Annotated in this window: 21 protein-coding genes and 3 pseudogenes; 10 read left to right on the plus strand and 14 right to left on the minus strand. The window is 60.2% G+C overall.

Annotated features, from left to right (window positions below; translation table 11 throughout):
• Positions 1 to 324 precede the first annotated feature (324 nt).
• Positions 325 to 1,554, minus strand: coding sequence for a mandelate racemase/muconate lactonizing enzyme family protein (locus C480_RS21520; protein WP_006667783.1), 1,230 nt, complete (start codon positions 1,552 to 1,554; stop codon positions 325 to 327).
• 133 nt (positions 1,555 to 1,687) lie between these two features.
• Positions 1,688 to 2,731 carry a zinc-dependent alcohol dehydrogenase gene (locus tag C480_RS21525; protein WP_006667784.1) on the minus strand — a complete coding sequence of 348 codons (1,044 nt, stop codon included), beginning with the start codon at positions 2,729 to 2,731 and terminating at the stop codon, positions 1,688 to 1,690.
• A gap of 697 nt (positions 2,732 to 3,428) precedes the next feature.
• Here C480_RS21525 and C480_RS21530 point away from each other — a divergent pair.
• Positions 3,429 to 4,979 carry a family 43 glycosylhydrolase gene (locus tag C480_RS21530; RefSeq protein ID WP_006667785.1) on the plus strand — a complete coding sequence of 517 codons (1,551 nt, stop codon included), beginning with the start codon at positions 3,429 to 3,431 and terminating at the stop codon, positions 4,977 to 4,979.
• A 57-nt stretch (positions 4,980 to 5,036) separates the two neighbouring features.
• Positions 5,037 to 6,608: a family 43 glycosylhydrolase gene (locus C480_RS21535; protein ID WP_006667786.1), complete on the plus strand. Its 1,572-nt coding sequence runs from the start codon at positions 5,037 to 5,039 to the stop codon at positions 6,606 to 6,608.
• 943 nt (positions 6,609 to 7,551) lie between these two features.
• On the opposite strand, the gene C480_RS21545 is transcribed toward C480_RS21535, so the two are convergent.
• A complete protein-coding gene (locus tag C480_RS21545; RefSeq protein WP_006667787.1) occupies positions 7,552 to 8,373 on the minus strand; it encodes an undecaprenyl-diphosphate phosphatase in 822 nt (273 codons plus the stop codon).
• Positions 8,374 to 8,580: 207 nt separating this feature from the next.
• Between C480_RS21545 and C480_RS21550 the strand changes: the two genes are divergently transcribed.
• Together C480_RS21550 and C480_RS21555 are read left to right on the plus strand one after the other, a co-directional pair.
• Positions 8,581 to 9,048: a universal stress protein gene (locus C480_RS21550; protein ID WP_006667788.1), complete on the plus strand. Its 468-nt coding sequence runs from the start codon at positions 8,581 to 8,583 to the stop codon at positions 9,046 to 9,048.
• Positions 9,049 to 9,184: 136 nt separating this feature from the next.
• On the plus strand, positions 9,185 to 9,850 hold the full coding sequence (locus tag C480_RS21555) for an HD domain-containing protein (RefSeq protein WP_006667789.1): 666 nt from the start codon (positions 9,185 to 9,187) through the stop codon (positions 9,848 to 9,850).
• A 26-nt stretch (positions 9,851 to 9,876) separates the two neighbouring features.
• Here the strand turns inward: C480_RS21555 and C480_RS21560 are convergent, their stop codons facing one another.
• From C480_RS21560 to C480_RS21580, 5 genes are all read right to left on the minus strand, one after another.
• Entirely contained in the window at positions 9,877 to 10,893 is a 1,017-nt protein-coding gene (locus C480_RS21560) for an ABC transporter ATP-binding protein (RefSeq protein ID WP_006667790.1), read from the minus strand.
• A gap of 79 nt (positions 10,894 to 10,972) precedes the next feature.
• Positions 10,973 to 11,902, minus strand: coding sequence for an ABC transporter permease (locus C480_RS21565; protein ID WP_006667791.1), 930 nt, complete (start codon positions 11,900 to 11,902; stop codon positions 10,973 to 10,975).
• 1 nt (position 11,903) lies between these two features.
• Positions 11,904 to 12,827 (minus strand): ABC transporter permease, encoded by a 924-nt coding sequence (locus tag C480_RS21570; RefSeq protein ID WP_006667792.1) that lies wholly within the window; start codon positions 12,825 to 12,827, stop codon positions 11,904 to 11,906.
• Between the two features lie 9 nt (positions 12,828 to 12,836).
• Positions 12,837 to 13,979 (minus strand): extracellular solute-binding protein, encoded by a 1,143-nt coding sequence (locus C480_RS21575; protein ID WP_006667793.1) that lies wholly within the window; start codon positions 13,977 to 13,979, stop codon positions 12,837 to 12,839.
• A 133-nt stretch (positions 13,980 to 14,112) separates the two neighbouring features.
• Positions 14,113 to 14,367, minus strand: coding sequence for a glutathione S-transferase N-terminal domain-containing protein (locus C480_RS21580; protein ID WP_006667794.1), 255 nt, complete (start codon positions 14,365 to 14,367; stop codon positions 14,113 to 14,115).
• A gap of 299 nt (positions 14,368 to 14,666) precedes the next feature.
• On the opposite strand from C480_RS21580, the gene C480_RS21585 reads away from it, so the two are divergent.
• Together C480_RS21585 and C480_RS24895 are read left to right on the plus strand one after the other, a co-directional pair.
• Positions 14,667 to 14,912 carry a hypothetical protein gene (locus tag C480_RS21585; RefSeq protein ID WP_006667795.1) on the plus strand — a complete coding sequence of 82 codons (246 nt, stop codon included), beginning with the start codon at positions 14,667 to 14,669 and terminating at the stop codon, positions 14,910 to 14,912.
• A gap of 712 nt (positions 14,913 to 15,624) precedes the next feature.
• Complete coding sequence (locus C480_RS24895) at positions 15,625 to 15,741, plus strand: integrase core domain-containing protein (protein WP_161607043.1); 117 nt, start codon at positions 15,625 to 15,627, stop codon at positions 15,739 to 15,741.
• 96 nt (positions 15,742 to 15,837) lie between these two features.
• Here C480_RS24895 and C480_RS21590 read toward each other — a convergent pair whose 3' ends face one another.
• Both C480_RS21590 and C480_RS21595 read right to left on the minus strand, forming a co-directional pair.
• Positions 15,838 to 17,442 (minus strand): acetolactate synthase large subunit, encoded by a 1,605-nt coding sequence (locus C480_RS21590; protein WP_006667796.1) that lies wholly within the window; start codon positions 17,440 to 17,442, stop codon positions 15,838 to 15,840.
• Between the two features lie 460 nt (positions 17,443 to 17,902).
• Positions 17,903 to 18,352 carry a universal stress protein gene (locus C480_RS21595; RefSeq protein WP_006667797.1) on the minus strand — a complete coding sequence of 150 codons (450 nt, stop codon included), beginning with the start codon at positions 18,350 to 18,352 and terminating at the stop codon, positions 17,903 to 17,905.
• A gap of 215 nt (positions 18,353 to 18,567) precedes the next feature.
• Here C480_RS21595 and C480_RS22815 point away from each other — a divergent pair.
• The 4 genes and pseudogenes from C480_RS22815 to sod all read left to right on the plus strand — a co-directional run.
• A pseudogene (locus C480_RS22815) lies at positions 18,568 to 19,234 on the plus strand (IS630 family transposase); the annotation flags it as partial.
• Positions 19,235 to 19,495 (plus strand): annotated as a pseudogene (locus C480_RS24055) (DsrE/DsrF/DrsH-like family protein); the annotation flags it as partial.
• A 23-nt stretch (positions 19,496 to 19,518) separates the two neighbouring features.
• Positions 19,519 to 20,219 (plus strand): annotated as a pseudogene (locus C480_RS24900) (DUF2270 domain-containing protein).
• A 359-nt stretch (positions 20,220 to 20,578) separates the two neighbouring features.
• Positions 20,579 to 21,181: a superoxide dismutase gene (gene sod / locus C480_RS21620; protein WP_006667799.1), complete on the plus strand. Its 603-nt coding sequence runs from the start codon at positions 20,579 to 20,581 to the stop codon at positions 21,179 to 21,181.
• A gap of 94 nt (positions 21,182 to 21,275) precedes the next feature.
• Here sod and C480_RS21625 read toward each other — a convergent pair whose 3' ends face one another.
• The 4 genes from C480_RS21625 to C480_RS21640 form a co-directional block, all read right to left on the minus strand.
• The gene (locus tag C480_RS21625) at positions 21,276 to 22,238 is read right to left on the minus strand and encodes a winged helix-turn-helix domain-containing protein (protein WP_006667800.1); all 963 of its coding nucleotides are present in this window, start codon (positions 22,236 to 22,238) and stop codon (positions 21,276 to 21,278) included.
• A gap of 147 nt (positions 22,239 to 22,385) precedes the next feature.
• A complete protein-coding gene (locus C480_RS21630) occupies positions 22,386 to 22,778 on the minus strand; it encodes a hypothetical protein (RefSeq protein ID WP_006667801.1) in 393 nt (130 codons plus the stop codon).
• A gap of 146 nt (positions 22,779 to 22,924) precedes the next feature.
• A complete protein-coding gene (locus tag C480_RS21635; RefSeq protein WP_006667802.1) occupies positions 22,925 to 24,403 on the minus strand; it encodes an amidohydrolase family protein in 1,479 nt (492 codons plus the stop codon).
• A gap of 103 nt (positions 24,404 to 24,506) precedes the next feature.
• A complete protein-coding gene (locus C480_RS21640; RefSeq protein ID WP_006667803.1) occupies positions 24,507 to 25,607 on the minus strand; it encodes an MFS transporter in 1,101 nt (366 codons plus the stop codon).
• Positions 25,608 to 25,745 lie beyond the last annotated feature (138 nt).

A 25,745-nucleotide genomic window follows, 5' to 3' on the forward strand; every position in this document is an offset into this window, starting at 1 on the left:
GTACACAATTATAAAACTGACGGTAGGGGTTAGATATCAAATACGAACGGCCGTCAGTCGAAGTGGCGTCGGGGATCGGGATAGGGATATCGGCGTACGTACGGGCGCATCGAAGAAGGGTTTCGGAGTGGGAGAGTCCGGGGAACGCGGGACGGAGACTCTCGGAACCGGTCTGTGGTTCGGTCGAGAGACTACCGACGGAACTGCCCGTGCTATGGGTCGGTCAGCCTGGTCGGGCCGTATCAGGTGCGCCGGAGTCGGGTCTGCATCGGAGCGAAGTCGGATCGGGAACGCGCGGGATACCGCTCTCGGGTCGCGAGGCCGTCAGGCCTCGTCGAACAGCGTCTCGCCCTCCGCCAGGTGATCGGAGACGGCGTCGAGGTCGAGCGTCACGCCGAGCCCCGGTTTCTCGGGCACCTCGGCGTAGCCCTCGTGGATGATGTCCTCCTCGACGAGGTCGCTCCACCAGCCGAGTTCGTAGGAGTGGTATTCGACGGCAAGCGCGTTCGGGATGGCGGCACCGACGTGGATGCTTGCCATCGTGCCGATCGGCGAGGAGACGTTGTGCATCGCGACCGGGATGTAGTAGAGATCCGCCAGATCCGCGATCTTCCGCGACTGGCGCATCCCGCCGACGCGCGGAACGTCGGGGGCGATAATGTCGACGGCTTGCTCCTGGAGGAGTCGGCGATTGCCGTGATCGCGGTAGACGTTCTCGCCGGCGGTGATCGGCGTCGTCGTCCGCTGGGTGACCTCGCGCTGTACGTCGTGGTTCTCCGGCGGAACCGGGTCTTCGAGCCACCAGACGTCGTACTCCTCGAGTCGTTCGGCCAGGCGGTGTGCGCTGCCGGTGCTGAACGACCAGTGACAATCGAACGCGGCGTCGGCGCGGTCGCCCACCCGCTCGGTGACTTTCTCGACGATTTCCGCCTTGTGCTCGATCTCCGGGCCGCGGAGATGGCGGTTCGCGCGGTCCTTCTCGTGACCGCTTGGCACGTCGAGGTCGAACTTCAGTGCGTCGTAGCCCAGTTCCTCGACGACGCGCTCGGCTTCGTCGGCGCAGGCATCGGGATCTGCCTCGTCTTCGGTGTGGCAGTCGCAGTAGATCCGCATTTCGTCGCGGTACTTGCCGCCGAGCAACTGGTAGGCCGGCACCTCGAGGATCTTTCCGGAAACGTCGTGCAAGGCGAGTTCGATTCCGGAGATGGCCGAGATCGCTTTTCCGGAGATCGATCCCTCTCCGGAAAGCTTCTGGACCAGGTGCTCGTAGAGCCGGTCGATATCGAGCGGGTTCTCCCCCTCGATAAACGGGGCGACGCGCTCGATGATTTCCTGTTCGCCGGCTCCCCAGTAGGATTCGCCGTTCCCGACGAGTCCGGCGTCGGTGTAGACGCGGACCAGCGTCCAGGGGTAGTTCCCCTCGACGACCGTCGTCTGGACATCGGTGATCTCGACGTCGCGCGGCCCGCGGGAGGCGGAAAGTCCCATCGTCTCCGCGGAGAGGTCGCGCATCGTATACTCTGCGTTCGGGTCTGACAGCTGTCTGTAGTCCATCGACGTTCGTGAATTACGACAGCCGCTACTAAAACTTCCGTCTGTCCACCGAGATAATCGGCGGGGCGCTATGGCTGGCAACCGGGCAAAAGCGGCGGGACAACGGCGAGAAGACGGGTACCGAGAGCCGCAATCAATCCCGCAGTACCGACGCGTCGAAGACGGGTTTGCAGGTCCCGCCGGCGAGGAACGTTTCGAACGCCTCGTCGGCTTCGAGCAGGCTAAACCGATCGTCGAGGAAGGTCGCGTGGTCGACGTCGCCGGACGCGATCAGTCGAAGCGACCGCTCGAAGTCCTCGTACATCGACGCGTACGAGCACTGCAGGTCGATCTCCGCGCGGACGAGCGGCGAGTACGGCATCGTCGTCTCGCCGGTCTGGCCGACGAGGACGATCTGCCCGCCCTTGCGGACTTCGTCGACCGCCATCGGTAATCCAGACGGGTGGCCGGTCGTATCGAAGACCACGTCGTAGCCGACGCCGTCGGTGAGTTCGTCCCGCCGCTCCTCGAGATCGTCGGCCTCGATGTTGATCGTCTCGAAGCCGAGTTCCTCGGCCAGCGGGAGACGGTACTCGGCGTCTTGGCCGACGCCGGCGAGGACGACCTCGCCGCCCTGAGCCCGCGCGATCTGGGCCGTGAGCTGCCCGATCGGACCCGGTCCGGCGACCATAACGCGGTCGCCGGGGCTCACGCGGGAGTTCTCGATGACCGCACGCGCGCCGATGCTCGTCGGTTCGACGAGCGCGGCGTGTTTCGGTTCGACGTCGTCAGGGACGGGATGAAGCGCCGTCTCGGGAACGGAAACGTAGCCCGCGTACGCGCCGTCGTGGTCGACGCCCGTGATAACCGCGTTTTGGCAGACGTTCTCCTCGCCGATCTGGCACTGGTAACACTCGCCGCAGCCCCGAATCGGGCGCTCGACGACCCGATCGCCGACCGCAAAGTTCGTCACGTCGTCGCCGGTCTCGATAATCCGACCGGTGTACTCGTGTCCGATGACGGTCGGAAGCTCCATCCGTTCGAACGCCGACTCGAACTCGTAAATTCCCGCATCGCTTCCGCACAACCCCGCGTAGTCGACTTCGATCAGTGCTTCGTCCGGTTCGGGTGCAGGGCGTTCGCGATCGACGAGTTCCATCGCTCCCTGCTGTCGGCTGGTTTTGGCTAGTCCACGCATAGTTTCCAGTACGTTCATCGGGCGTTATAGTTCTGTGGAATTGCGTGATTCGGATGCGACTCGCCGCCGGGCGTTGCCGTCTCACTCACGACGACGGCTCGGAGCTGGCCCGGAAAGTCAGGTCGGAATCGAAAACCGAAGCGACGCACGGCGACATCTGTGTTCATTCTTCGAAAACAGAATTCTATGTTCCAGAACAAAGCTAGCTGGATGAAGAACGATGGTCCGTCCTTATGCGAGGCTGGAACTCGGGATCCGCAGCGAGTTCATCCGAAATAGAGTGGGAGATTACAACAGTACACTCGTAATCTACAGCGGCCGGACGAGACGGCAACATCGACTCTGGATCACGGACGCTGCAACTGAAACGCGACACTACCGTGTCGAGACTCGGTAACTCGGGCGAACCGCCCCACGGAACGAGCGAGTGACTGGTCGCGGCCGAGTTCAATACGTCGTCTCACCCTGCATTCTGCTTTGGAGAATCCTATTCTGTTATACCGAAACTCGTTCGGTATACGTCGCCGCGCAGCGAGCGATCGTGCACCGGCGGATGGCGACCGAACGCAACTGAACTCGACCGATGGCGAGCCGGCACCGCTGATGGCGATGGTAGCGTCGTTCGTCGGGTCGATTACGGCTGCGAAACCTGACGGACGCACATATTTATGTAAATGGTTGGAATAGTGACGATCGCATGGTGTTTAATAGTAATAGCCACAAGCGACGGAACGTTCTCGCGGCAATCGGTGCAGGAGCAGTCGGCGCACTCGGATATCCGGGCGGCGGAACGCGTACAGCGAGGGCTGACAACGACGGAGAGCACTATCACAACCCGGTCTATGCCGATCGCGTGTTTCCTGACCCGACCGTGGTCCGCGTCGGCGACATGTACTACGCGTACGCATCGAACATGGAGAAAGACGGCGAGGATCAGGAGGAGATGGTTCCGATCGTGAAATCGGCGGATCTCCACGACTGGACGTACGTCGGGGAAGCCTTCGAAAGTTATCCGGACTGGCGCGACGACGATGCGTCGCTGTGGGCACCCGACATCAACTACTACAACGGCCAGTACTACCTGTACTACTCCTACTCAACGTGGGGCAGTAGCGATAACCCGGGAATCGGCCTGGCGACCGCGGACACACCGGAGGGTCCGTTCACCGATCAGGGGCCGGTGTTCCGAGAGGACGAGTTGTCGATGACGAACGCCATCGACTCGGACTTTTTCGTCGTCGACGGAACGCCGTACATGGTCTGGGGAAGTTTCTACGGAATATACGGCGTCGAACTCACGCCGGACGGAACGGATTACGTAAACGGAACGACGGTCCACCTCGCGGGCGATAATCGCGAGGCGGCGAAGATCGTCGAGGCGAACGGCTACTACTACCTGTTTTACTCGACCGGCTACTGCTGTGAGGGCTATGACAGCACCTACGAGATCGAGGTCGGCCGATCGGCGAACGCCCTCGGGCCGTACACCAACCAGAACGGCACCGACCTGCGAAATCTGAACGATCACAACAGCGGGGTGGCCATCGTAAGCGGCAACAGTCGGTTCCCCGGCCCCGGCCACAACACAGCGATCCGCGACGATACCGACGACCTGTGGCTCCTGTACCACGCCTACGATCGACGGGAGCCGGAGTACGTCGACGGGACGTGGAACCGGATCATGCTGGCCGATCGAATCAGGTGGGACAACGACGGTTGGCCGGTACTCGGGTGTTACGGAACGCCGACCGCCCAGCACCCGCGATCTCGATCCGGCGACGAGTGTGCGACAACGGGTCCGCTTGCGGAGGGAACGTACCGCGTCGCGAACGTCGAGACCGGCTCGCTCCTGGAGGTGGCAGACGCCAGCACGAGCGACGGCGCGAACGTTCGGCTGTATCCGGACACCGGACACGCGTGCCAGCGGTGGCGCGTTCGCGACTGGGGAAACGAGGCGTACGCGTTCGAGAACGCCAATAGCGACCAGCTGCTCGAGGTCGCCGGTGCGAGTACGACAGACGGTGGCAACATCCAACAGTGGCCGTCGAACGGCCACCCGACACAGCGATGGCACCTCCTCGAGAACGGCGACGGTACGTATCGACTGGAGAACATCAACAGCGGACTGGTTGCCGACACGGCGAACGGATCGAACGGCGACGGAACGAACGTGCTCCAGCGACCGTGGACCGGTGCCGATAGCCAGCGGTGGACGGTTTCCGGTGTGAACTCGGACGTGAATCGGTAAGCGACTCGGAAGCATCAGCGAAAGATTATTATCTATCTTTCTGGATTACCGACTCGGATGATTGAGAATACCAATCGAAGCGATCCGAAGAGACGAACAGTACTGCAGACGCTCGGTGCCGGTACACTCGTTACGCTCGGCGTAAGCGGAGCGAGCGACGCTGTCGAGGCATCACCGGATAGCTCGACGCACTATCACAATGAACTGTACGGGCAGCACTTCCCCGATCCGACGATCCATCGAGACGAGAGCGGAACGTGGTGGGCCTACGGGACGAACATGGATCGCGACGACGGAGCGGATGACTCGGAAGAGCTATTGGTACCGATACTGCGCTCGGACGACCTTCACGACTGGACGTACGTCGGGGAGGCCTTCGACTCGCGACCCGGTTGGACGTACGGTTCGGTGTGGGCCCCGGACATCCACTACTACGACGGCGAGTGGGTGCTGTTTTACTCGCTGGAACCACGACCCTGGGAGAGCGGCGAGTTCGGGATCGGACTCGCGAAGTCCGACACACCGGATGGGCCGTTTACTGACTACGGCCAGGTTCTCGGTGACGAGGAGACGGGTGGTGGCACCATCGACGGCTACTTCGTCGAGTACGGTGGAATCCCGTACCTGTTCTGGGGAAGCTTCCAGGGAATCTCCGTGGCGGAGCTTACGGCCGACCTTCAGGACTGGAAGCCAGCAACGCGACAGCAAGTCGCTGGGGAGGCCTACGAGGGCTCCACCGTGTTCTATCGCGACGGCTACTGGTACCTGTTCGTCGCAACGGGGACGTGCTGTGGCGGGTACGACAGCACCTACGAGGTCGAAGTCGGTCGATCACCGGATTTCTTCGGTCCGTACACCGATCCGTCCGGAACGGATCTGCGAACCTACGACGAGCACAATGCCGGCATCGCACAACTCACCGGAAACGATCGGTTTCCCGCCCCGGGACACGGCGACGTGACGGTCGACGATGCCGGCGACTACTGGTTCGTCTACCACGCCTACGACCGAGACGACGCCGAGTTCATCGACGGCGTCCCCGCTCGACAGTTCTTCCTCGACCGCCTCGAGTGGACCGATGATGGGTGGCCGATCATCGGTGGCGATAAGACGCCGAGTCTGCAGTCGCCGTTGCCGAACGCTGGCGATGTAGGTACGGGCGCAGTCCCGAACGGAATCTACCGGATCGAGAACGTCAACAGTGGGAAACCGATGGCAGTCACCGCTGCCGGCACCGACGATGGCGACACCGTCGAGCAGTCGTCGTACGACGGCGGGGCACACCAGCACTGGTGGGTCGAGCACGTCGGCGGGGAAGAGTACCGCCTGATGAACCAAAACAGCTGGAAGGCCCTCGACGTGCCGGATGGATCGCTCGACGATGGCGAGCGACTTACCCAGTGGACGTGGTGGACCGGCACGATGCAAAAATGGCGGTTTATCGAAAACGGCGACGGGACCGTCCGAATCGAGAACCACAACAGCGGTGCCGTCCTCGACGTCGCCGATGCATCGATGGCCGATGGGGCCGATATCATCCAGTGGTCGTGGAACGGTGGGGATCAGCAACGCTGGACGCTGTCGCTGATCGAGACAATCGATCCGACGGCCGACGGCCGCCCCTGGTAAGTCGGTACAGGAGTATCATCGCTGACGATCGCTCTCCGACGAAGGGAGCCATCGAACGTTCCAGGGACACAGAAGCACGTGCACACGACCCGTCATGGCGACCCCCCGTTCGTTGATCGGGGCAAGTCATGACCACCGGATTTCACGCTAGTAACAACTGAAACTGTTCACAGACTGATCGCATCGCCGTCGTTCGATCAGGTGTGTACTGACTTGCAGTGACTACCATAGCATACTGCTTGCTAGCCGAGGAGACGATACACTTCAGGACGAGTTCACGAACGCCGAACTCGGCTTCGATTCGGTGAGAAAGACGAACTCGTAGTGAGGGCCCATCGACTGGTTCACCACCAGTGGAAAAGTACAATATACGCAAGTCTCCTGGTGAGAGAAGAGCTGTGAATATAGAGAGCTGATATCGATTACTATGCGGTAAAAAACCATTTAAGGGAATGAAACTTCGTTTTGTATCGGGGATCTCCTAGGTGCTGTGAGAAAATAAAACCAGACATTATCCCCCAAATTATCCCGCTAAAGGAGCTATCTTCCGGATATCCCATCAGTCCAATAGCCATACTAATTCCACACCACCGTAATCGGTATTGAAAGTATTTTACAATAGTGTTCCCTCTCGGGAGGACCGATTCTGCGGGTGGGCGAATCCATCGTCGCCGATCATGGAGAACAGAACTCTCCAAGCGACTGCGAAAATCACCGTTGCGACTCGAACGCCTGTGGAGACTGCGCTCCCTACAGGAACCGCGTCGGTTCCTGCAAAGCGCGTTCGCCGGATGTCGTCTGGTGGGCTATCAGACGCAATCAAACACCGTCGTGGACGCAGGAAGCCCGTCTTTTCACGGCAGTTTTACTGCCGTTCGCTGGTCCGTGAAACCTTCGTTTCACGCTACTCTCAAGGAGCGAGCACGAGCGAGAGGATAGGAGGTCACACGAGTATCGAAACGGCACCGCCACCGACGATAGCGAGTCCACCCAATCCGAAGCAGACGGTCGAAAAGGAGATGCGATCGACGACGCGAACGAGCGCATCGATCATGACGTATCCGACGACCGCGCTGACGAGGAGCGCTGTCGCCGCTGCGGCAGGACTGATTCCCGGGAGACCACCGGCACCGACAACGGTGAGTGCTGCCCCGCCGAGAGTGGCCGGAATCGAAAGGAGAAAAGAAAGCCGAAACGCGTCCGGGGGGTTGTAGCGTCGAAACAGAAGGGCACTGGTCGTCACCCCGGAGCGGGAAATACCGGGAAGGATAGCAACGCCCTGAACGGCACCGACCAGCAGCGAGTCACGTAGCGTCGGGGTCTCGCGAACTCCCATCGAGACGGACTCCGAAGTGTACTGGATACCCCCCGTAAGGAGGAGAAGGACACCGATGATCGTAATGAAGGCACCGCCGGTAAGTTGGCCCGCGAGATCAACGGCAAAGAGATAAAGCGGGATTCCGACGATGCCAGTCATCAGACATGCGATACCGAGATAGGACGTGATCGCATTGTCCCCGCGGTAGGCGGCGTCGGGACGCCACCCCGAGAGTGAGTGAAACGCAGTTTCGAGATCGTCACGATAATAACTGGCTGCGGAAACCGTCGTCCCGAGCTGGAAGAAGAGTGCGAGTTGGAGTGCCCTCTCAGGATTGACATCCATGAGCGTCAGGGCCAGCGCCAGGTTTCCCTGACTTGAAACCGGTAACCACTCGACGATTCCCTGCACGATACCGGCAACGATGGCGACGATGAATTCCCTCATGCTGATCGAGTTCCGAAAGCGTCCGACTGTCCGGGTTGTTCTCGTGCGGATCTAGGGGGAACAGTGCTCTTAGTGGTGCCGATCCGGACTGTCAGTATCGGAAGAACAGTATCGGTACGCCATCCAGCACCGACCGACGATAGAGATACTCGAAATAGAGTAAATATATGAAAAGGCATTTGCATCCACTGTCCCTTGGCTAGGCAAATGGGTGCAGCGTCGATGAATCCGACCCTCGATACCATCGTTCTCGGAGTTGGCGAAGCCGATAGGTCCAGAAGCGAGACGCTCGTTGACGCCGTCGAAGAACTGGCGCGTCCGACCGACGCCCGCGTCGTCTTCGTCCATATCTTCGACACGAAATCCTACAAGGAGACGGTCGAACACGTACTCGATCACGAGACCGGTCGCGTCGATCCGAACGAACTGGCCGACCAAATGACCGTGATTCGTGACATGAGAGAGCAACTGTCGGACGAGATCCAGTATGAGACCCGGGCTGCAACGCGGAAGAAGGGCGACGGGATCGTTGCGATCGCCGAAGACGTCGACGCCGACCGCGTCGTTGTCGGCGGACACCGACGGTCGCCATCCAGCAAGGCCATCCTCGGGAGTACGGTTCAGACGGTACTGCTGAACGCGCCGTGTCCCGTCACGTTCGTCCGCGACACCTGAACTCTCGAGCGAACAGAACTCGTCGGTCGCGACGGTCTCCGGAAGCGATCCATCGTCGAGTTCAGCTCGGTTCGAACCGTTATCTGAGCACTCCATAATCACTATAGTATCTAGACGGAGACTACTCACGCAAGCTATGGGACAGGAATTGGCCCCGCTCGCTCGCGAGTTGTCGCTGCCCTACTACGAATCGGCGCTGCCGGCGCACGATCGGTACCACGCCAATCGAGTTCGGACCCTTTCGCTGCGGTTAGCAGACGAGTGCGAGGAGCCCGTCGATAGGGCGGTCCTCGCCGCGGCGGCGTGGTTTCACGACATCGGTCGCCCGCTTGAACGGACGGGCGAGATCGACGATCACGACGAGTGGGCTGCGACGGAGGCGGCGACGCTTCTCGGGTCCGAATCGGTTTCGGCCGAACGAACCGAGGCGATCACGCACTGTATCCGCACCCACAGTATCCGAGCGAGTTCACCGACGCCGGAGACGATCGAAGCGAAACTACTCTTCGATGCGGACAAGTTGGAGGCGACCGGCGCGCGCGGTCTCGTGCGGTTGGCCTGTATCGTCGGGGAGAGATCGGGGAGAGCGGGCGAAACATACGCGGTGATCGAGAACGCGTCGGTTTCGGGACTGGAGAGGCCAGATTGTCCGGACGTAACGCTCCTTCGGGAGTGGGCAAGAGAACGGCTGGATAGATTGTACACGTCGGCCGGCCGGTCCCTCGGACGGTCCCGCTGGCAGTTTATGACCGAGTTCTTCGCGCAGTTCGAGCGTGAGATGGGAATCGAGGGCGAAGCGTAAGGGAAACCACGAAACCGATCCCGAGGTCACTCGAGAACGTGAACGCTGGTATCGTCGATCGAGAGCGAGACCGTCTCTCCGGTCCGGTACGTTTCGGCGGCATCAGCGTGCAACGCCACCGTCGTGTCGTCGGGGAGCGTCGCCGTCAGTTGCGTCCGATCGCCGAGGTACGTCGCGCTCGTCACCTCGGCGTCGATCGACCCCTCTCGCTCGAACTCGAATGCTTCGGGCCGTACTGCGACCGTAACTGTACCGTTCGTCGCGGCCGCGACCTCGAGTTCGGCGAATCCGAGATCGACGCGGCCGTCTTCGGCAACCCCGGTGAGCAGGGTCGAGTTCCCGATGAAGTTTGCAACGAAGGCGTTTGCGGGGCGGCGGTAGATCGCCGACGGCGTCCCGACCTGTTCGACCGTCCCCGCGTTCAACACGGCGATTCGATCGCACATCGCCATCGCTTCCTCCTGATCGTGGGTCACGTAGATTGCAGTGACGCCGAGGTCGGCGAGGAGGTCGCGGATCTCCGTTCGAAGGCGGGCCTTGAGCGCTGCATCAAGTCCGGTCATCGGTTCGTCGAGCAAGAGGACGTGGGGTTCGATCGCGAGCGCTCGTGCGAGCCCGACGCGTTGCTGTTGCCCGCCCGAGAGCGTCGTGGGCCGGCGATCAGCCAGCGCGGCGATGTCGAGCATCTCGAGCAACGCGCTCGCTCTCTCGCGGCGCTCGCGCTGGGGAACGTCTCGCATTTTCAGTCCGAACGCGACGTTTTCGCGAACGGTCATGGTATCGAAGAGCGCGTACGACTGGAACACGAGGCCGACATGTCGCTCTTCCGGCGGAACGTGCGTGACGTCGACGCCGTCGAAACGAACTCGGCCGCGCGTCGGCGTCTCGAAGCCTGCGATGGTCCGGAGCGTCGTCGTCTTCCCGCAGCCCGACGGGCCGACGATCCCGAGGATCTCTCCGTCACGAATCGTCAGGTCGATGCCGTCGACGGCCAGCTCGTCGCCGTACCGTTTGGTCAGCGACTCGAGCGTGACCTCGCTCATACGGTATCACCGCCGACACGGCCGGGTTCCGAAAACGGTCGGTGAACGGTTCGGTTGAAATATCTGGTATTCGTGTGTCTCATTGGTCTCGAATAGTTGTGAATCCTCGATTGCCGATTAGCTGAAGCACGGCGATCGCGGAGACGACGAGCAGGAAGTACACCGACACTGCCGCCGCCTGCTGCATATACGTCGCATTCGAGGTATTACGATAGAGGAAGACCGCAAACGGGTCCGGACTACCGCTTACCACCATGAACGTGAAATTGAACTCCGCGGCCGCGAGCGTCCAGGTGATGATACAGCCCGCGAGGATGCCCCGCTTCGCGTGCGGAACGACGACCGTGAGAAACGTCCGCGGCCACGAGGCACCGAGCGATCGGGCGCTTTCCTCTAAGCGAACGAGGTCCATCGACTGAAACGAACTCTGCACCGTCAGCACCATGTACGGTGATTTGAGCAAGCAGTAGCCGGCGATCAGGCCCAGGGCGGAGCGGCCGTGGTTCGGATACGTCTGCACGAAGGCGAGTCCGAGAACCACGCCCGGAACGAGGGGTACAATCGCGAGCGTGTTGAGCCAGTCTCGAGCGTAGAACTCGTATCTCGTGAGCGCGTACGCGATCGGGACGCCGATGACGACGTTCAGTATCATCCCGCCAGTCGCGATTGCGAGGCTGAACGCGAGCCCCGGAATCACGGCCATTTGATCGTCTCCCAATCCGAGTACGTCGCGCCAATGCTCGAAGGTTACAAATCCTCGCGGAAGGATTCCCGTTGCCGTCTCCGCGAACGAGGAAACGAACGTCACGACGACCGGGACGCTGAGAACGAGGACGACGAGTGTGACGATCCCGAGAACGAGCGGGCGACCGAGTCGGGTCGAAAGCGCTGGTCGCGACGGTGTCCACGCTTCGACTGTCGTCTCGACGCTTCCGCCATCAGTCCGCGAGTTCGGCTCGACGCCGACGCCGGATCGCGACCTGCGTTGGGGCTCCGCGTCGTCGCTCATATTAGAGAGTCACCGTGTCGGTCCTGACGAACCGGAGCCCGACGAACGTGAACGCGACGATGAAGACGACGTAGACGAGGCCGATTGCGGCTGCCACGTCGGGTCTGTACGTCCCGACGCTGATCTCGCGCTGGATCTGCAGCGTGATGACGTAATGGCTCTGGAGGAGCAACACCGTGCCGAAGATCGCCAGTCCGGAGCGGAACGTCAGGATCGTTGCGGCGGCGATCCCAGGGCGGATTTCGGGCAGCGTCACGCGGTAGAACGTCTCCCAACGGCTCGCGCCGAGCGATCGAGCGGCTTCCTCGGCTTGCGTGTTGACCTCGGCATAGGTCCCCCGCAACACCATCGTTGCTCGCGGCACGAGCGAGTAGACGTAGCCGAGGAACAGCCCCGTAATGGCCGTTGCACTCGCGAGGTCGATTGCGCTCGTTCCGGTGACGGCCGCAATCGCGTTCGTTACCAGTCCCTGTCGGCCGAGCATCGCGATGACCAAGATCGCGACGATAATCCCGGGCAGTGCGATCGGAAACGACACCGCTGCGACGACTACACGCTCGAACGGGAGATCGTATTTCTCGAGGACGTGTGCGACCGCGACGCCGAGGACGACGCTGACGACCGTTGCCAGTCCGACGAACCAGACCGTGTTCCACGCAACCCGCCGATACGTCGGCTCCGTCAGCAGCGTCCGCCACGCGTCGAGCGACCAACCCTCGATCCAGATCACGTCCGCCGCGACGCTCATTCGAACGAGCATCGCCAGCGGAACGAACCCCGCGACGGTCGCGAGCGCGAAGAACGGCAGGCACATGATCGCGATTCGCCGCCGCTCTCGCTCGCGCTCCGTGGTCGGTCTGGCGGTCGTCGCCGCGAAAACTGCGACTCGACGCACCGACGCCGCCGTCGATTCGCGGACGGACATACTGCGATCTCACTGGGCCCCCTGCAGCGGCGTTCGATCGACCAGTTCCGCCTGGATATCGTCCTGCTTCGAGACGAGTTCTTCCTGATCGACCGTAAACTGCGCCGCCTCGTAGGCCGACTGCGGAGGGAACTCGTCGGGCTGGTCGAGTTCGGCCGCTCGAATCGGCCGAACGTAGGCGTCGAAGAACAGTTCCTGGCAGTCGAGCGTCAACACGTAGTCCATGAACAGCTTCGCCGCCTCGGGGTTGGGGGCGTTGCGAAGCAGCGCGTACCCGTACGGAACGTTCATCGCGCCCGGCTCGCCGTCCGGTCCCGTGAGGATCGCGACGTCGAGTTGGTCCTCGTTGAACTCGACGTTGTTGTACTTCAGGTTCAGGCCGGTATAGTCGTACTCGACGACCGTCGAGATTTCGCCGCTGGTCACCGGCCCTTCGACGTTTCGGCGGAAATCGGCCCCGTGGTCGGCGATCGCCTCGTGGTACTCGATCACTGGGTCAAGATCGTCCAGGTCGCCGCCGTACGCGCTGTTGACCGACAGCGCCGACGCCTGCCCGTTCGCCGTGTGTGGCGGCGTGAACGCGAGGTCCTGGGCGATATCGGGGTGCTTGAGATCCTCCCACGTCTCCGGCGGTTCCAGCCCCCGCTCCTCGTACACGTCGGTCCGGTAGGTTACCGCGGTCGTCATCTGTCGCGTCGCGGTCACGTGACCGTTGTCGGTCTTGAGATCGTCGGGAACCAAGTCCCAGTTCTCCGGTTTGTAATCCGTCGTCAAGTCGTCGTTCATGGCTTCGAGACCGAACGAATACCCGCCGTTGTACGCCGAGTGGGTCGGGTTCTGGGCGTTCGCTCGCATATCGTCGAGCGCTTCGCCGGACGATCCCTGCGCGTCGTAGAGGGAAACGCCGTATTCGTCCTCGAAAGCCTCCATGACGGAATCCCAGTTCGACCACCCGGTTTGGACGCAGTACAGTTGGAGTTCACCGGGAAACGCGGCCGAATCGACGGTCGTCTCGTACTCGCCGTAGCCGACCGTATATTGCTCCCCGCCGGTATTGCCGAGGCTGCTCAGACACCCCGCCATCGCGAGCGAACTCATCGCGACTCCGGTCTGGAGGATCGATCGCCGTGCCGGTCCGTTTGCGTCGGACATTATCTGGTCACTCGCGAGAAAATAGTAACAATTTGCTATGTTCAGAACGGTGACCACAATAGCACGATATATTGATACCGAACGGATAGTATGGATATTGAGTTCGGCGGGAGATGCGCCCGTGTTCGGCTCGCTAGTCGTAGTGTTCGTCGAGGTATTCGATAATATCGTCGCTCTCGTATATTTCGATACCCCGCCGATGATCGACCAGAAACGGGATTTGGTCCTCTCCGCCGATGTTCTCCATCTCGTCCAGCGTCTGTTGATTGCGAAGTTCCCCACCCGACGTACGCGGGTTGTGAGTAACGTACGAAACACCGAGTTCCATCAGTTTCTCGCGCACGTTCCCGCTATACGGACAGTCCTCGGCTTGGTAGAGTTCGAGCATCGCACGTAGTGAGTCACTCGAACCGGTGAAAAAGATACGCCGGGAAGAATCAGGTGGGCCGGTAGAAGTGACGCTATCGCGGGCTTCGCGGCCGCGGCTGAACGCGGTCGACGCCGGGTTCGACGGCATGGAAATCCACTGCATTTCGTATCGATCGGGACGAGCGGCCGGACAACGATCTCGAGAGCAAGATCGGAACGACGATCACGATCACGGAACGGGGCTGAAACGCTTACGGCTGTTCTCATACGTCCTGCAACACGACAACGCATATCAATATCACGTTCTTTTAAACAACCATGGCTACCAACCAGCCGGACGTGCAATCTCACACGGAGGAAAAGCGGCCGGAGATTCCCTTCGCAGCCCTCATCATCCAAGTGACTCTTGCCGCAATGACCGTTTTCATGCTGCTCGGGTGGAGTCACTTCACTCTTAACGCGATACTCGATTCGAACCAGACGGTTACAGCGTACGTCTCGTGGCTCCCTATCGTGATTGCAACGGGCGCAACCGCCTACCTGCTCGGCAATCTCTACGAATAGGAACTCCCACTTTCTCGCTAAAAACAGGACGCGGGTCTCGGCCGCCCACTGACGCTTCTAGAGCGATAGCACCGACAACTCTGCCCGTCAATTTCCGGCTCGAACGCCCTTTTCCCGCGAGTTCTGTCGTCGCAAGGTGAACTCGAGTTCATCACTCGAAACGAGGTTTCGAACGCGGGCGACACTGCACCGGGCGGAGCCTCAGGGACGCTATCCGGCGTGCGGTCTGGAACCGGGTACATCGGCTGGCTGATAACGGACGCGATCCGCCAGCGTTCACGAGAGCAGACCTCTCGTGCAACCTCTTGGAGAACGGAGTTCACCAGTGGTCGATGAATCGGCGATTCGTCTCGATAGCAGAACGCGTTACATCTTGGACGGCATCACCGTCGCGGGTCGCAGGTGACGAGACTGCTGTCACGGTCAACGGCAAGTATTATTGTTTGTATTCTGCAATATACATCGAGCCAAAGTTGATCCACGTGATGTCATATTGTTCCCATATATAACAGTAGTATATCAATTTCGTTCCCGTATTGACTCCACGAGAACTACGATCTTTGGGATTTTGAGTCTCTCGTCGATCAATTCGGCTATTGGACTGTCCTTTCTCGGTCGGCCGAAGCGATCAGATCGACGACACTGACCGAAACCGCACCAAAATCGGTTTCACACCCCCAAACTGCGACTCGGCCGCTTCCAGAACTCGTGTGTGGACAGTCGGACGATCGCTCGCAAGGGTCTTGAAAACATTATGCACTACTACAACCATCACAGACCGCATCAAGCGCCCGACGGAAAAACGCCGACCGAGGGGAGCCAGAACTAGACAGTTCCGGACGCGGATAGTACTGATATTTCCTCTATACGATATCGAAAATGCATACCGGAGTCGTCTACTTCGCTTTGTAAGCCAAAGCGGAGATCAGCCGCTCAAATCCGAACGAGAGACATCCAAGCGTAACTCGATCAGCGTCAACTCGTCCGACGGAACCGCGTCGGCGAACGCGCGCTCGACCTCGTCCCACGTCTCGGGACGACGCGCTTCGATGCCGAAGCTCTCGGCAAACGCCACGAAATCGGGGTTTGTGAGCGACGTTCCCGTGTACTCGCCGCGGTGATCGACCTGCTGGGCGGAGATGAGCCCGTAGTCGTCGTCGGTGAAGACGACGATCGTGAACTCGCAGCCGAGTCGGGTTGCGGTCTCGATCTCCGCGGCGTTCATCAGGAAGCCGCCGTCGCCGGTCCCCGCGACCACGTTCGTATCGACGGCGAGGTCGGCGGCGAGCGCCCCGGGAACGGCAATACCCATGCTGGCCAATCCGTTCGAGATCACGCACGTATTGGGTTCGTAGGTCGGGTAGTTCCGTGCGATCGCGAGTTTGTGGTGGCCCACGTCGGAGACGAGCACGTCCTCGTCGGCCAGCGCCTCGCGGAGCAGTGGAAGCGCGTTCGTGACGGTAACGGGATCGGTCGAGTCGGGGGGAGCGGTAACGTCCTCGAAGATTCGGTCGTGGCGATCCGCACACCACAGCGAACAGGCCTCCGCCGAGAGCTGTTCGCCGATCGCTTCGAGCGATGCGCCGACGTCCGCGACGATTTCCACGGCGGGATTATAGTGGCGGTACACCTCGGCGGGTTCGTGGTCGACGTGGACGATCGCTGTCTCGAGATCGGGGTTCCACGCCGCCGGATCGTGTTCGGCGATATCGTAGCCCACGGTGACGACGCAGTCGGCCACCTCGATCGCGCTCGCTGCTTCGTCGTCCGGCCCGGAATCGAGGGTCATCAGCGAGGCGGACTCGCGGTCGGAGATCGCCCCCTTTCCCATGTACGTGGCGACGACAGGGATATTCAGGCGGTCGACGAACGCGCGCAGCCGATCCGACGCGCGAGTTCGTACCGCGCCGTTGCCCGCGAGGAGGATCGGGCGCTCGGCGTCTTCGATCACGTTCGCCGCTCGGACCGCCGATTCGGTATCCGGGTCCGGGCGGCGCACCTGTTGACGTGCGGGGATCGGACTCGCGTCGATCGGCTCGGCGGCGACGTCCTCGGGGAACTCGAGGTGGGTTGCCCCCGGCTTCTCGTACTCGGCGAGTTTGAACGCCTTGCGGATCGACTCGGGGACGACCTCGGGCGCGGCGATCTGGGCGTTCCACTCGACGATCGGTTCGAAGATGTCGACCACGTCGAGCGCCTGGTGACTCTCCTTGTGGAGGCGCTCGCGGCCGCCCTGACCGGAGATCGCGACGACCGGGCTCTTGTCGAGTTGGGCGTCAGCGACGCCGGTAACGAGGTTCGTCGCACCGGGTCCGAGCGTCGAGAGACAGACGCCCGCCTCGCCAGTTAGCCGCCCGTGTACATCCGCCATGAACGCCGCTCCCTGTTCGTGACGGGTCGGCACGAACGTGATGGAGGATTCCCGCAACGAAAACAGCAACTCCTCGATTTCCTCGCCCGGCAGCCCGTAAACGTACTCGACGCCCTCCGCTTCGAGGCACGCGACGAGGAGATCAGCTGCGGTCGGCACGATCGCTCACTCCGACGGGGGACTGATGTCCCTGGTGTGCTTGTCGTCTCTCGTTCCCATCTTGGTTGCCTCAATGGTGCCTTCGTCGGTTCTCAACGTGCGAGTCGTCATTGCCATACCGTCTATTCCGAGTGCCAAAGAGCCACACCCGGCGAATGAACCGTCACAGCCGTCTCGATGAGCAGCGCACCCGATACTGCCCCGATAGGTGTACAATACGGCACGCCTTGCGTCTCAGAACGCTATAATAGCTCGAGCAAGCACCACGATACCAGGTGGAACTGATATGATCNGATAGGTGTACAATACGGCACGCCTTGCGTCTCAGAACGCTATAATAGCTCGAGCAAGCACCACGATACCAGGTGGAACTGATATGATCACCCGCCGTTTCGAACTCGATTGGTCGTAACGGCACGTGGACCGAGTTCGTCCAGTCGGGACCGTATGCATCATGCATCTAGTCGGTAGTCGGCGTTCCTTCTCGAATGACCGTCACTGAGCTAGGCGACCGACGGACAACCCGTTGAGCGACGCTTCCGAGCAGGAACCGACGGAGCCCGCGTCGGCCGTGGCTGCCGAGGACGATGTGATCGATATCGTGGTCCTCGGCGTCGGTGATGATCGTCTCGGCGACCGTTCCAACCTCGATCGCCGTCGTGATTTCCGCATCGTATTCGGCGGCGATTTCCGTCGCGACCGCGACAATCTCATTGGCAGCCTCTTGTGATCGTTCGAAGGCCTTTTCCACGGAGAAGATGCCGTCGATACCGTCCGAACCGGCCCACTGACGAGGGTCGTTCACGTACAGGACGCGGATCACTGCGTCGTCGTACGTCGAGAGCGCGTGGCGCAGGGCGGCGGTTGCCTGTGGCGAGTCGTCGAACGCGACGAGGATCGTGGCTGACATGTGTCTTTCATAGCGAACCAGCGGTAAAGCGTCCTATTCACGGACAGGTGAACAGACACGATCCGTGAGAGATGCCACGGCAGGTCTGCAGGTATCACTTCAACGCGACTGCACGACCCGTTCACGTCTCAAACTGGCTCAACTATATACTGACACGTAGCTGGTGCCTATAGTAACCATTAGAATTGTCAGCCCATAGATTGTTACTGTTTCTAATGGACCACCTCGACGAGATCTCTGTCGAAGAACTTCACGACGCACTCGACAAGGTCGAGGAAAAGAAGCCGACACAACGGCTNACTCGACACTGACGAGTCGCTTGAGCAGGCCGTTACTGATGCTCATCGATCTGGGAGAAAGAGAAAACTCTCAGAAAAAGAGCAGCAAGCGTTCGAAGAAACTGTCCACGAATCTCCCGAAGAAGTTGGGGTAGACGCGCCGGCGCTCGTCCAGCAGTCTCTCGACGAGACCTACGATGTCGAGTACTCAATCCCGAGCTGCCGGCGGTTGCTCAAAGAAGCGGGATTGAGCTATCAAAAACCACGACCTACAGCCGCCAAATCAGATGCTGAGGACCAAGAAACGTTCCGCGAGGGACTCAAAAAAAAAGCGGCGGGAGATGGACCCCACAGTAGTCTGTATCGATCAAACCAAGAAATCCGTCCAAGTTGAGCCGCGTGCCGCGCGGAAACCACGCGGCACGCGGCCGTCCGTCGAACTGTCTGGGCAACGCGACTGGACGTGTCTGTTGGGTGTGATCACCGAGGACGGTGATCGCTTTTTCGCTCGATTCGAAGAGTACGTTACCGCCGCCCACGCAAAAATTTCATTCTTGCGTTATGCCAAGAGTTCGAAGATGATCTGATTATTGTGCTGAATGGAGATGTGATCGCTACGCTTCCCGGAATGGATCGCATGACCACGAAAATGATGAAAAAGCGAATCGAAGACAACGACACCGCCACCATTGACGAGCTCATCGAGACGGCACTGGAGATGAACGTCGAGTTCCAGGCCTGTCAGATGACGATGGACCTCATGGGTTACGACGAAGCGGACTTCTACGAAGGTGTCACTGTGGGCGTCGGTGCCGCGACGGCGGTTCGGGACATGGCGGGCGCCGACATTCAACTGTTGGTCTAATCGGACCAGATCCAGACAGGACAATGACAGAGTCATCAGTCGGAGAGAAAGACTCGACGGACGAAGCGCACAGCGAACTGGGAGCCGGGCTACTGGAGGCGGACATGGGCCCGAGTTCAGCGATGGCCCACCTCTATCGCGGTGAGATCCATCGCATGAAATTCTGGCGACAGCGCCTGGATCGAACGACAAACTGGGCGGTACTCGTGATTTCGGCAATTCTCACGTGGGCGTTTTCCAGACTGGATATCCCGCAGTACATACTCCTCATCGGTGTTGCGACACTGTCGGTGTTCCTGGTGATCGACGCGCGACGGTACCGAGGATACGACATCTGACGGAGCAGGGTCAGAACGCTCCAGAAGAACGTCTTTGCTACGGACTGGATCCGTCCGCTGGAGTGTCAAACCCGACCTGGCGGCGACAGTTGAGCCAGGACTACCGGACGCCAACGCTCAAGATTACGATGGAAGAAGCGATGGCGCACCGTCTCAGACGGGTGTATCTGCCGCTTTTCACCGTATTGCTCGCTGCCTGGCTCGTCCGAATTACCGCGTTCGCTTCCGGGCCGTGGACGACCAGCGCAGCGATCGCGATGATACCCGGCGGAGTCGTCATCGCGGTCGTTGCAGTGTTCTATCTCGGGGCGGCGGTCATCGCACTTCGCCCTCGAACGTGGCACGCGAGAGGTGAACTCCGATCGACAGACCTTCGCAAGCGATGAGACCACTCAGGACAAGCACAGTGGATACTCGGTTGTCGCTGGTGAGACGCCGGCTATCGCACGCTGTTCTCGCAAGCCATTACTCCAATCGACGGAGCCCTCCAGCAATGATTGACTTCAAAAGTATAGCAGCCGTGCTCCGCCGCAGAGAGATAACTGAAGGCAATAGAAAGCATCCAAAACACAGCAAACCCCATATTACTGATATATATATATATATATATATATACCCAATCTATTCCCGATTTCGGAGCAGATGATCGTGTTTCCGCCCCAGATGAAGATGACAGGAAGGTTACTTGAATGCAGTACAGCGAACATTCATATCCGTTCCGCGTATAGTCGAGTATGCGAGAAACATGAGCAATTACGAACTACCACCGCTTCCGTACGACTACGACGCACTCGAACCACACATCAGCGAACAGGTTCTGAACTGGCATCACGATACGCACCATCAGGGCTACGTCAACGGCTGGAACAGCGCCGAAGAAACCCTCGAAGCAAACCGCGAAGCGGGCGACTTCTCCTCGTCGGCGGGGGCGATCCGGAACGTAACGCACAACGGCTCCGGGCACGTCCTCCACGACCTCTTCTGGCAGTCGATGAGCCCGGAAGGCGGTGCCGAGCCGACGGGCGACCTCGCGGCTCGCATCGAGGAAGACTTCGGCTCCTACGACGCCTGGAAGGGAGAGTTCGAGGCCGCTGCCTCCGCTGCAGGCGGCTGGGCGCTCCTCGTCTACGACTCCTTTAGCAACCAACTGCGCAATATCGTCGTCGACAAGCACGACCAGGGCGCACTCTGGGGCAGCCACCCGATTCTGGCCCTCGACGTCTGGGAGCACTCCTACTACCACGATTACGGCCCTGACCGCGGCGACTTCGTCGATAACTTCTTCGAGGTCGTCGACTGGGACGAGCCATCGACCCGCTACGAGCAGGCTGTCGAACTATTCGAGTAAGCCGGTACGTGGGCATCGTTCCGGTCGTTATTTCTTCGTTTTTCAGTTTTCAGCAGCAATTACGTTGCAACACGCTACTCGATAGATAGAGTCATCACTGGGAAGACTGTTCAGCAACAGTCGTTTCGATTACCGAAACCGTCTCGTCGAGCCGTACCACGAGTTCGTCTCCCGCGCAGGGAAGGGTCAGTTGAACGCGAAGCGGGTCGTCCGAAACGATCGTCGTCTGCGTGTCGCTTACGCACCAGTCGAATTGCCAGAACGGGTCGGTGTTCAGGTCGACGCCGCGCTTGGAATGGAAAACGAGCACCTCGGCGTTGTCGAGCAGGGTGAGCCCGACGGTCGATTGGAGTTGGTAGCCACAGCGTTGACAGACGTGGGTGACGGCGACCTCGCGGTCGTCGGATTCCGGATCGCGAACGAGACTGGTCTCGACCGCGCCGGTGCACTCGGGACAGACACCGTCGGCGGCGAGGCAGTAGTGGTGGCGGACGTAGTGGTGAAACGCCTGGAGGAACTCGTCGGGTGATCGGTCGTCGAGGCCGCCGGTCGGGAACGGATACTGCACCTGAATCGTCCCGCAGTCGGTACAGCCGATGGTGAGCGTATCATCGACGTACCAGCCGTGAAGTGACCCATCACAGGCGTAACACGACCCATCAACGGGGAAAAAGCCCAACTTCGCACGATCGGTGAGTGTGCCGCTGAAGATCGAACTGACGACTTTCCGCCCCGGATGGCGGAACTCGTATCCGCCGTCGCTCTGCGTGATGAAATGGCCGGTGAGCTGGTTGAGATGGTAGCTGAAGTTCGCACTATCCTGCATATCGACTTCTTCGAAGAGAGCCGTGAAGCTGACGGGAGCGTCGTCCGCGCCGAGTTCGAGGAGCGCCCGAAGGATGGCAACTCGTGTATCGTTGCCGAGAATCGAGAACACTTCCGCAGGGAGCAGTTGGGATTCAGTTCGTTCGCTGGACGCTGACTCGAGTGTGCGATTCCGGTCAGCGTCCGTCCCTGATTCCGCACTGGAATCGACAGTCCGGTCGAAGTGGCTCATACGCGTCACATTGGCGACCCAACGATAAAACCTGTCGGAGATACTGAAGAGAAAGACGAGTTCCGGTGTACGGAGAGAACGTGTGAGTGTGAACTCGTTATGTTACTCGGTAAAAACCGGTTGTTGGTGTGGCGGTTCGGAGTCCCGTTAGTTCTCGCTCGCTCGTCTGAAGAAGACGATAGCAGCACCGAGCAGTGTTAGGTTTTGGAGGAAGGACGTCAGTTCCTCATCGCGTGATTCCGAATCGACCGCCCAGAAGTCGTGCATAACCGGTGTCACGCCTGCAAGGAACGCCGCGACGCTTCCCGCGGAAAGTTTCGGGAATTTCCAGGTGCCGATGCCTAGACTGCCACCCAGGAGGAGTCCACTCGCCGCTGGAACGAGTCTGTCCGCAGACGGGACTCCCTTGGCATCCGCATAGGCGATACGCCCCTCGAGGTCGGTCAGGTTTCGAATCGCAAGTATTGCGAGCCCACCCGCAAAGAGGAGTCGGCCGAATCGAGACGGTGTCCCGGTGTCTGCCGTGTCGGTCTCGGACATTATCGGACTTCAGGAAGGCTACCGGGTTAACTTCCCCTCTTACCGAAGCCACTGCCGCTACTCCGGTTAACAGGAAATATTCCCTGCGAGAAGCGATGGACGCTCTGGGTCGGCACCTACCGACGAGTTCGGCAGGTCGAAAGTCCTCAGTAGAGATCACTTTCTCGAAGGATCCGTCGTCCCGACTGCACGAGCTGATCGCGGTGTTTTCTCGCGGGATCGTTGTATAGGACGCCGTCTTTCTTGACGATCCGTCCGTCAACTAGGACCGTATCGATGTTCGCAACGCCCGCCTGAAAGACGACCGTTTCGACCGGATCGTGGACCGGCGTCGTATTGATATCGGTCGTCCGAACGAGCGTGATGTCCGCTCGCTTGCCGGGCGTCAGCGAGCCGATCGTGTCGTCGAGTCCGAGCGCGCGAGCGCCGTCGATCGTCGCGAGTTCGAGCGCGCGTCTGGCGGACAGCGAGACCGTTTCGATCTGTTCGTTTTGCTCGACGGTCGGCTGGGCATCGAGGGCGCGCTGGACCTGCAGCGCCGTTCGCGTCTGCGTGAACAGGTCGCTGCTGACGTTCGAGACGATGTCGACGCCGACGGCAGGTGTCGCGTCTCCATCGATGGTCTCGCGAAGGACCGGCATTCCCATGCCCATCTGCATTTCGACCTCGGGGGTCGTCGATACCGAACCGCCGGAGTCGCCGATGCGATCGAACTCCGCTCGCGTCAGCCGGTTCGCGTGAACGTAGTTGAGGTCGTCGCCGAGGAGTCCGAGTTCGTCGAGCGTCGCGACGCCGCCGGGGCCGAGCGAGCCGATGTGCATCGAGGCGGGAATTCCGAGTTCCCGGGCGAGTTCGATGTCGTGCGTGACGACTTCGTCAGTCGAGTAATCCGGGCCGCGGATTCCCATCGCCAGCGTGAGTCGTCCGTCGGCCGAGGGAAAGCGCTCGCGATGAAGCCGGCGGATATCGTCCGGATGCGATTCCGTACTGTCTTCCCACCACGTTGCACTGTCGTCTCCGGGCGGTCCGTGAGCGAAGACCGCGCGGATGCCGGCGTCTTCGAGACCGTCTATCGCACGATCGGTGTGTGCCGGCGAGTTCGCGATGTGGAACCAGTCGAGGATCGTCGTCGTGCCGGCGTTGAGTTGGTCGACGGCACCGAAGAGGTTCCCGAGGTACGCGTCGGGGGGTCGATAGTGACGACTGATCTCTCCGAGCATCGTTTCGAGGTATTCGGAGAACGACCAGTTCCCCGCGATTCCGCGAACGCCCGCTTGCCACGTATGCAGGTGCGAATTGACGAATCCTGGAAGGACGATTGCATCCTCGGCGTCGAGGTGGGCGGCGCTCGGCTCGTCGATCGACTCGTCGATCCGTTCGATCGCTCCGTCCGCGATAAGGAGGTCCGTATCGCGGAGAATGCCGAGGTCGGGATCGACCGTAACGAGCGTCCCGTTTTTGATTACGATCCGGTCGGGGTTCCCCTTGTGCTGATCGGAACTCTCCGGCCGTGCTATCGCAGTTGCGCTGTCGATAGCGCCGATCGAAAGCGCCGTTGCACTCCCGAATTTGAGGTAGTTTCGTCGCGAGACGCCGGGGCGTTCGGTATCGTTCTTCTTGTTCATGGGCTTGCAGAACTCGAGTTCAGGCGCGGACAGAATAGTAGTTCAGTTGGGATATCTCAAATGAACTCGAAAACACGATAGATTACGAAGAGAAAACTAGACCCTATGAGTGCGCTACGTCCGGCATCCAAACCGTCAGACCGATGACGACCGCCATGATCACGGCTAAGGCGAGATATCCCTGATCGAAGTATCCGTGATCGGCGATTATCCCAAAAATGACCGGGCCGCTAGCAGCGAGCGACGCTGACACCGTTCGGACGACGCCGAGTCCTGCCCCCTGCATTTCGTCGGAGAACGAATCTGCGAGAAACGATTGGGTCACCGCGCCGGTCCCGAGCATCGTGCTGATGAGCGCGGTGATTCCGACGAGGAACCAGACGGTATCGAGGAGCGGAAGGAGGAAGAACCCCGCAACTGCCGGCAGCAGGATGCCGACGAGCGATTTTCGCATTCCGATGCGATCGTACGCTGCGCCTGCTGCTGGCTTGACGAACACACCGACAGCGAAAAAGAATCCGAAGAGGACGCTTGCAGTTGACTGAGGGAGTCCCTTGACCTGCATGAGATATGTCGGATAGAAGGCAGTAAACGACTGCCAGATGAACATATAGAGAAACAAAATTGCGGTCATCAGCCCAATCGACGGTGTTCGAAGCTCTGCGAACACACCAAGTGTGTCACTAATCGATTGTGAGGAAGAGGACTGAACTCGTGTCGACTGTGGAGTAGACGTTGTAGCGATGATAATTCCAGCGAGGACAAGAAACGGTGTCACAAACCCGAGCCCGGCCTGCCAGGCAACCGCTGCAGCGAGCGTGCTTGCAATCGGTGGAAGTACCGTTTGTCCAATATCACCGGTCGCCATCGTCACACCGAGGGCGCTTCCGAGCCGCCCGGAGTACAGGTTCGAGAGAAACGTGATCCTGGCGATCGGGTACAGCGAGTGACCGAGTCCCCAGATTGCAGTGGCGAGAAACAGTACCACTGCTGAGGAGGACGTAATCACGAGACCGAGCGCCGCTGCGACGATAACCGTACTCGTCGCCATGAGTGCGCGCTCGTTGTATCTATCGGCGAACATTCCCCCGGGTAACTGGCCGATCGCCGCAAAGAACCACAGAACACTCACCAACAGGCCGGAAACCGCGAGGGTCAGCCCGTATGCGGTCTCGAGATCAGGAATAATGATAGGGTAGACCATCCGCGTCCCGTTTAAGAGCCCCCAGCCGACAGCAACTCCGGCAAGCGAGATTCCTTTTCCGTTATCCCACAATGCCGTCACTTCTCGTTTAAAGATAGTCCGAACATTCATTGAAGAGCGTATACGCGAAGTCTCGCT

It is taken from the genome of Natrialba aegyptia DSM 13077 (assembly GCF_000337535.1).
In the GTDB taxonomy this organism is placed as follows: domain Archaea; phylum Halobacteriota; class Halobacteria; order Halobacteriales; family Natrialbaceae; genus Natrialba; species Natrialba aegyptia.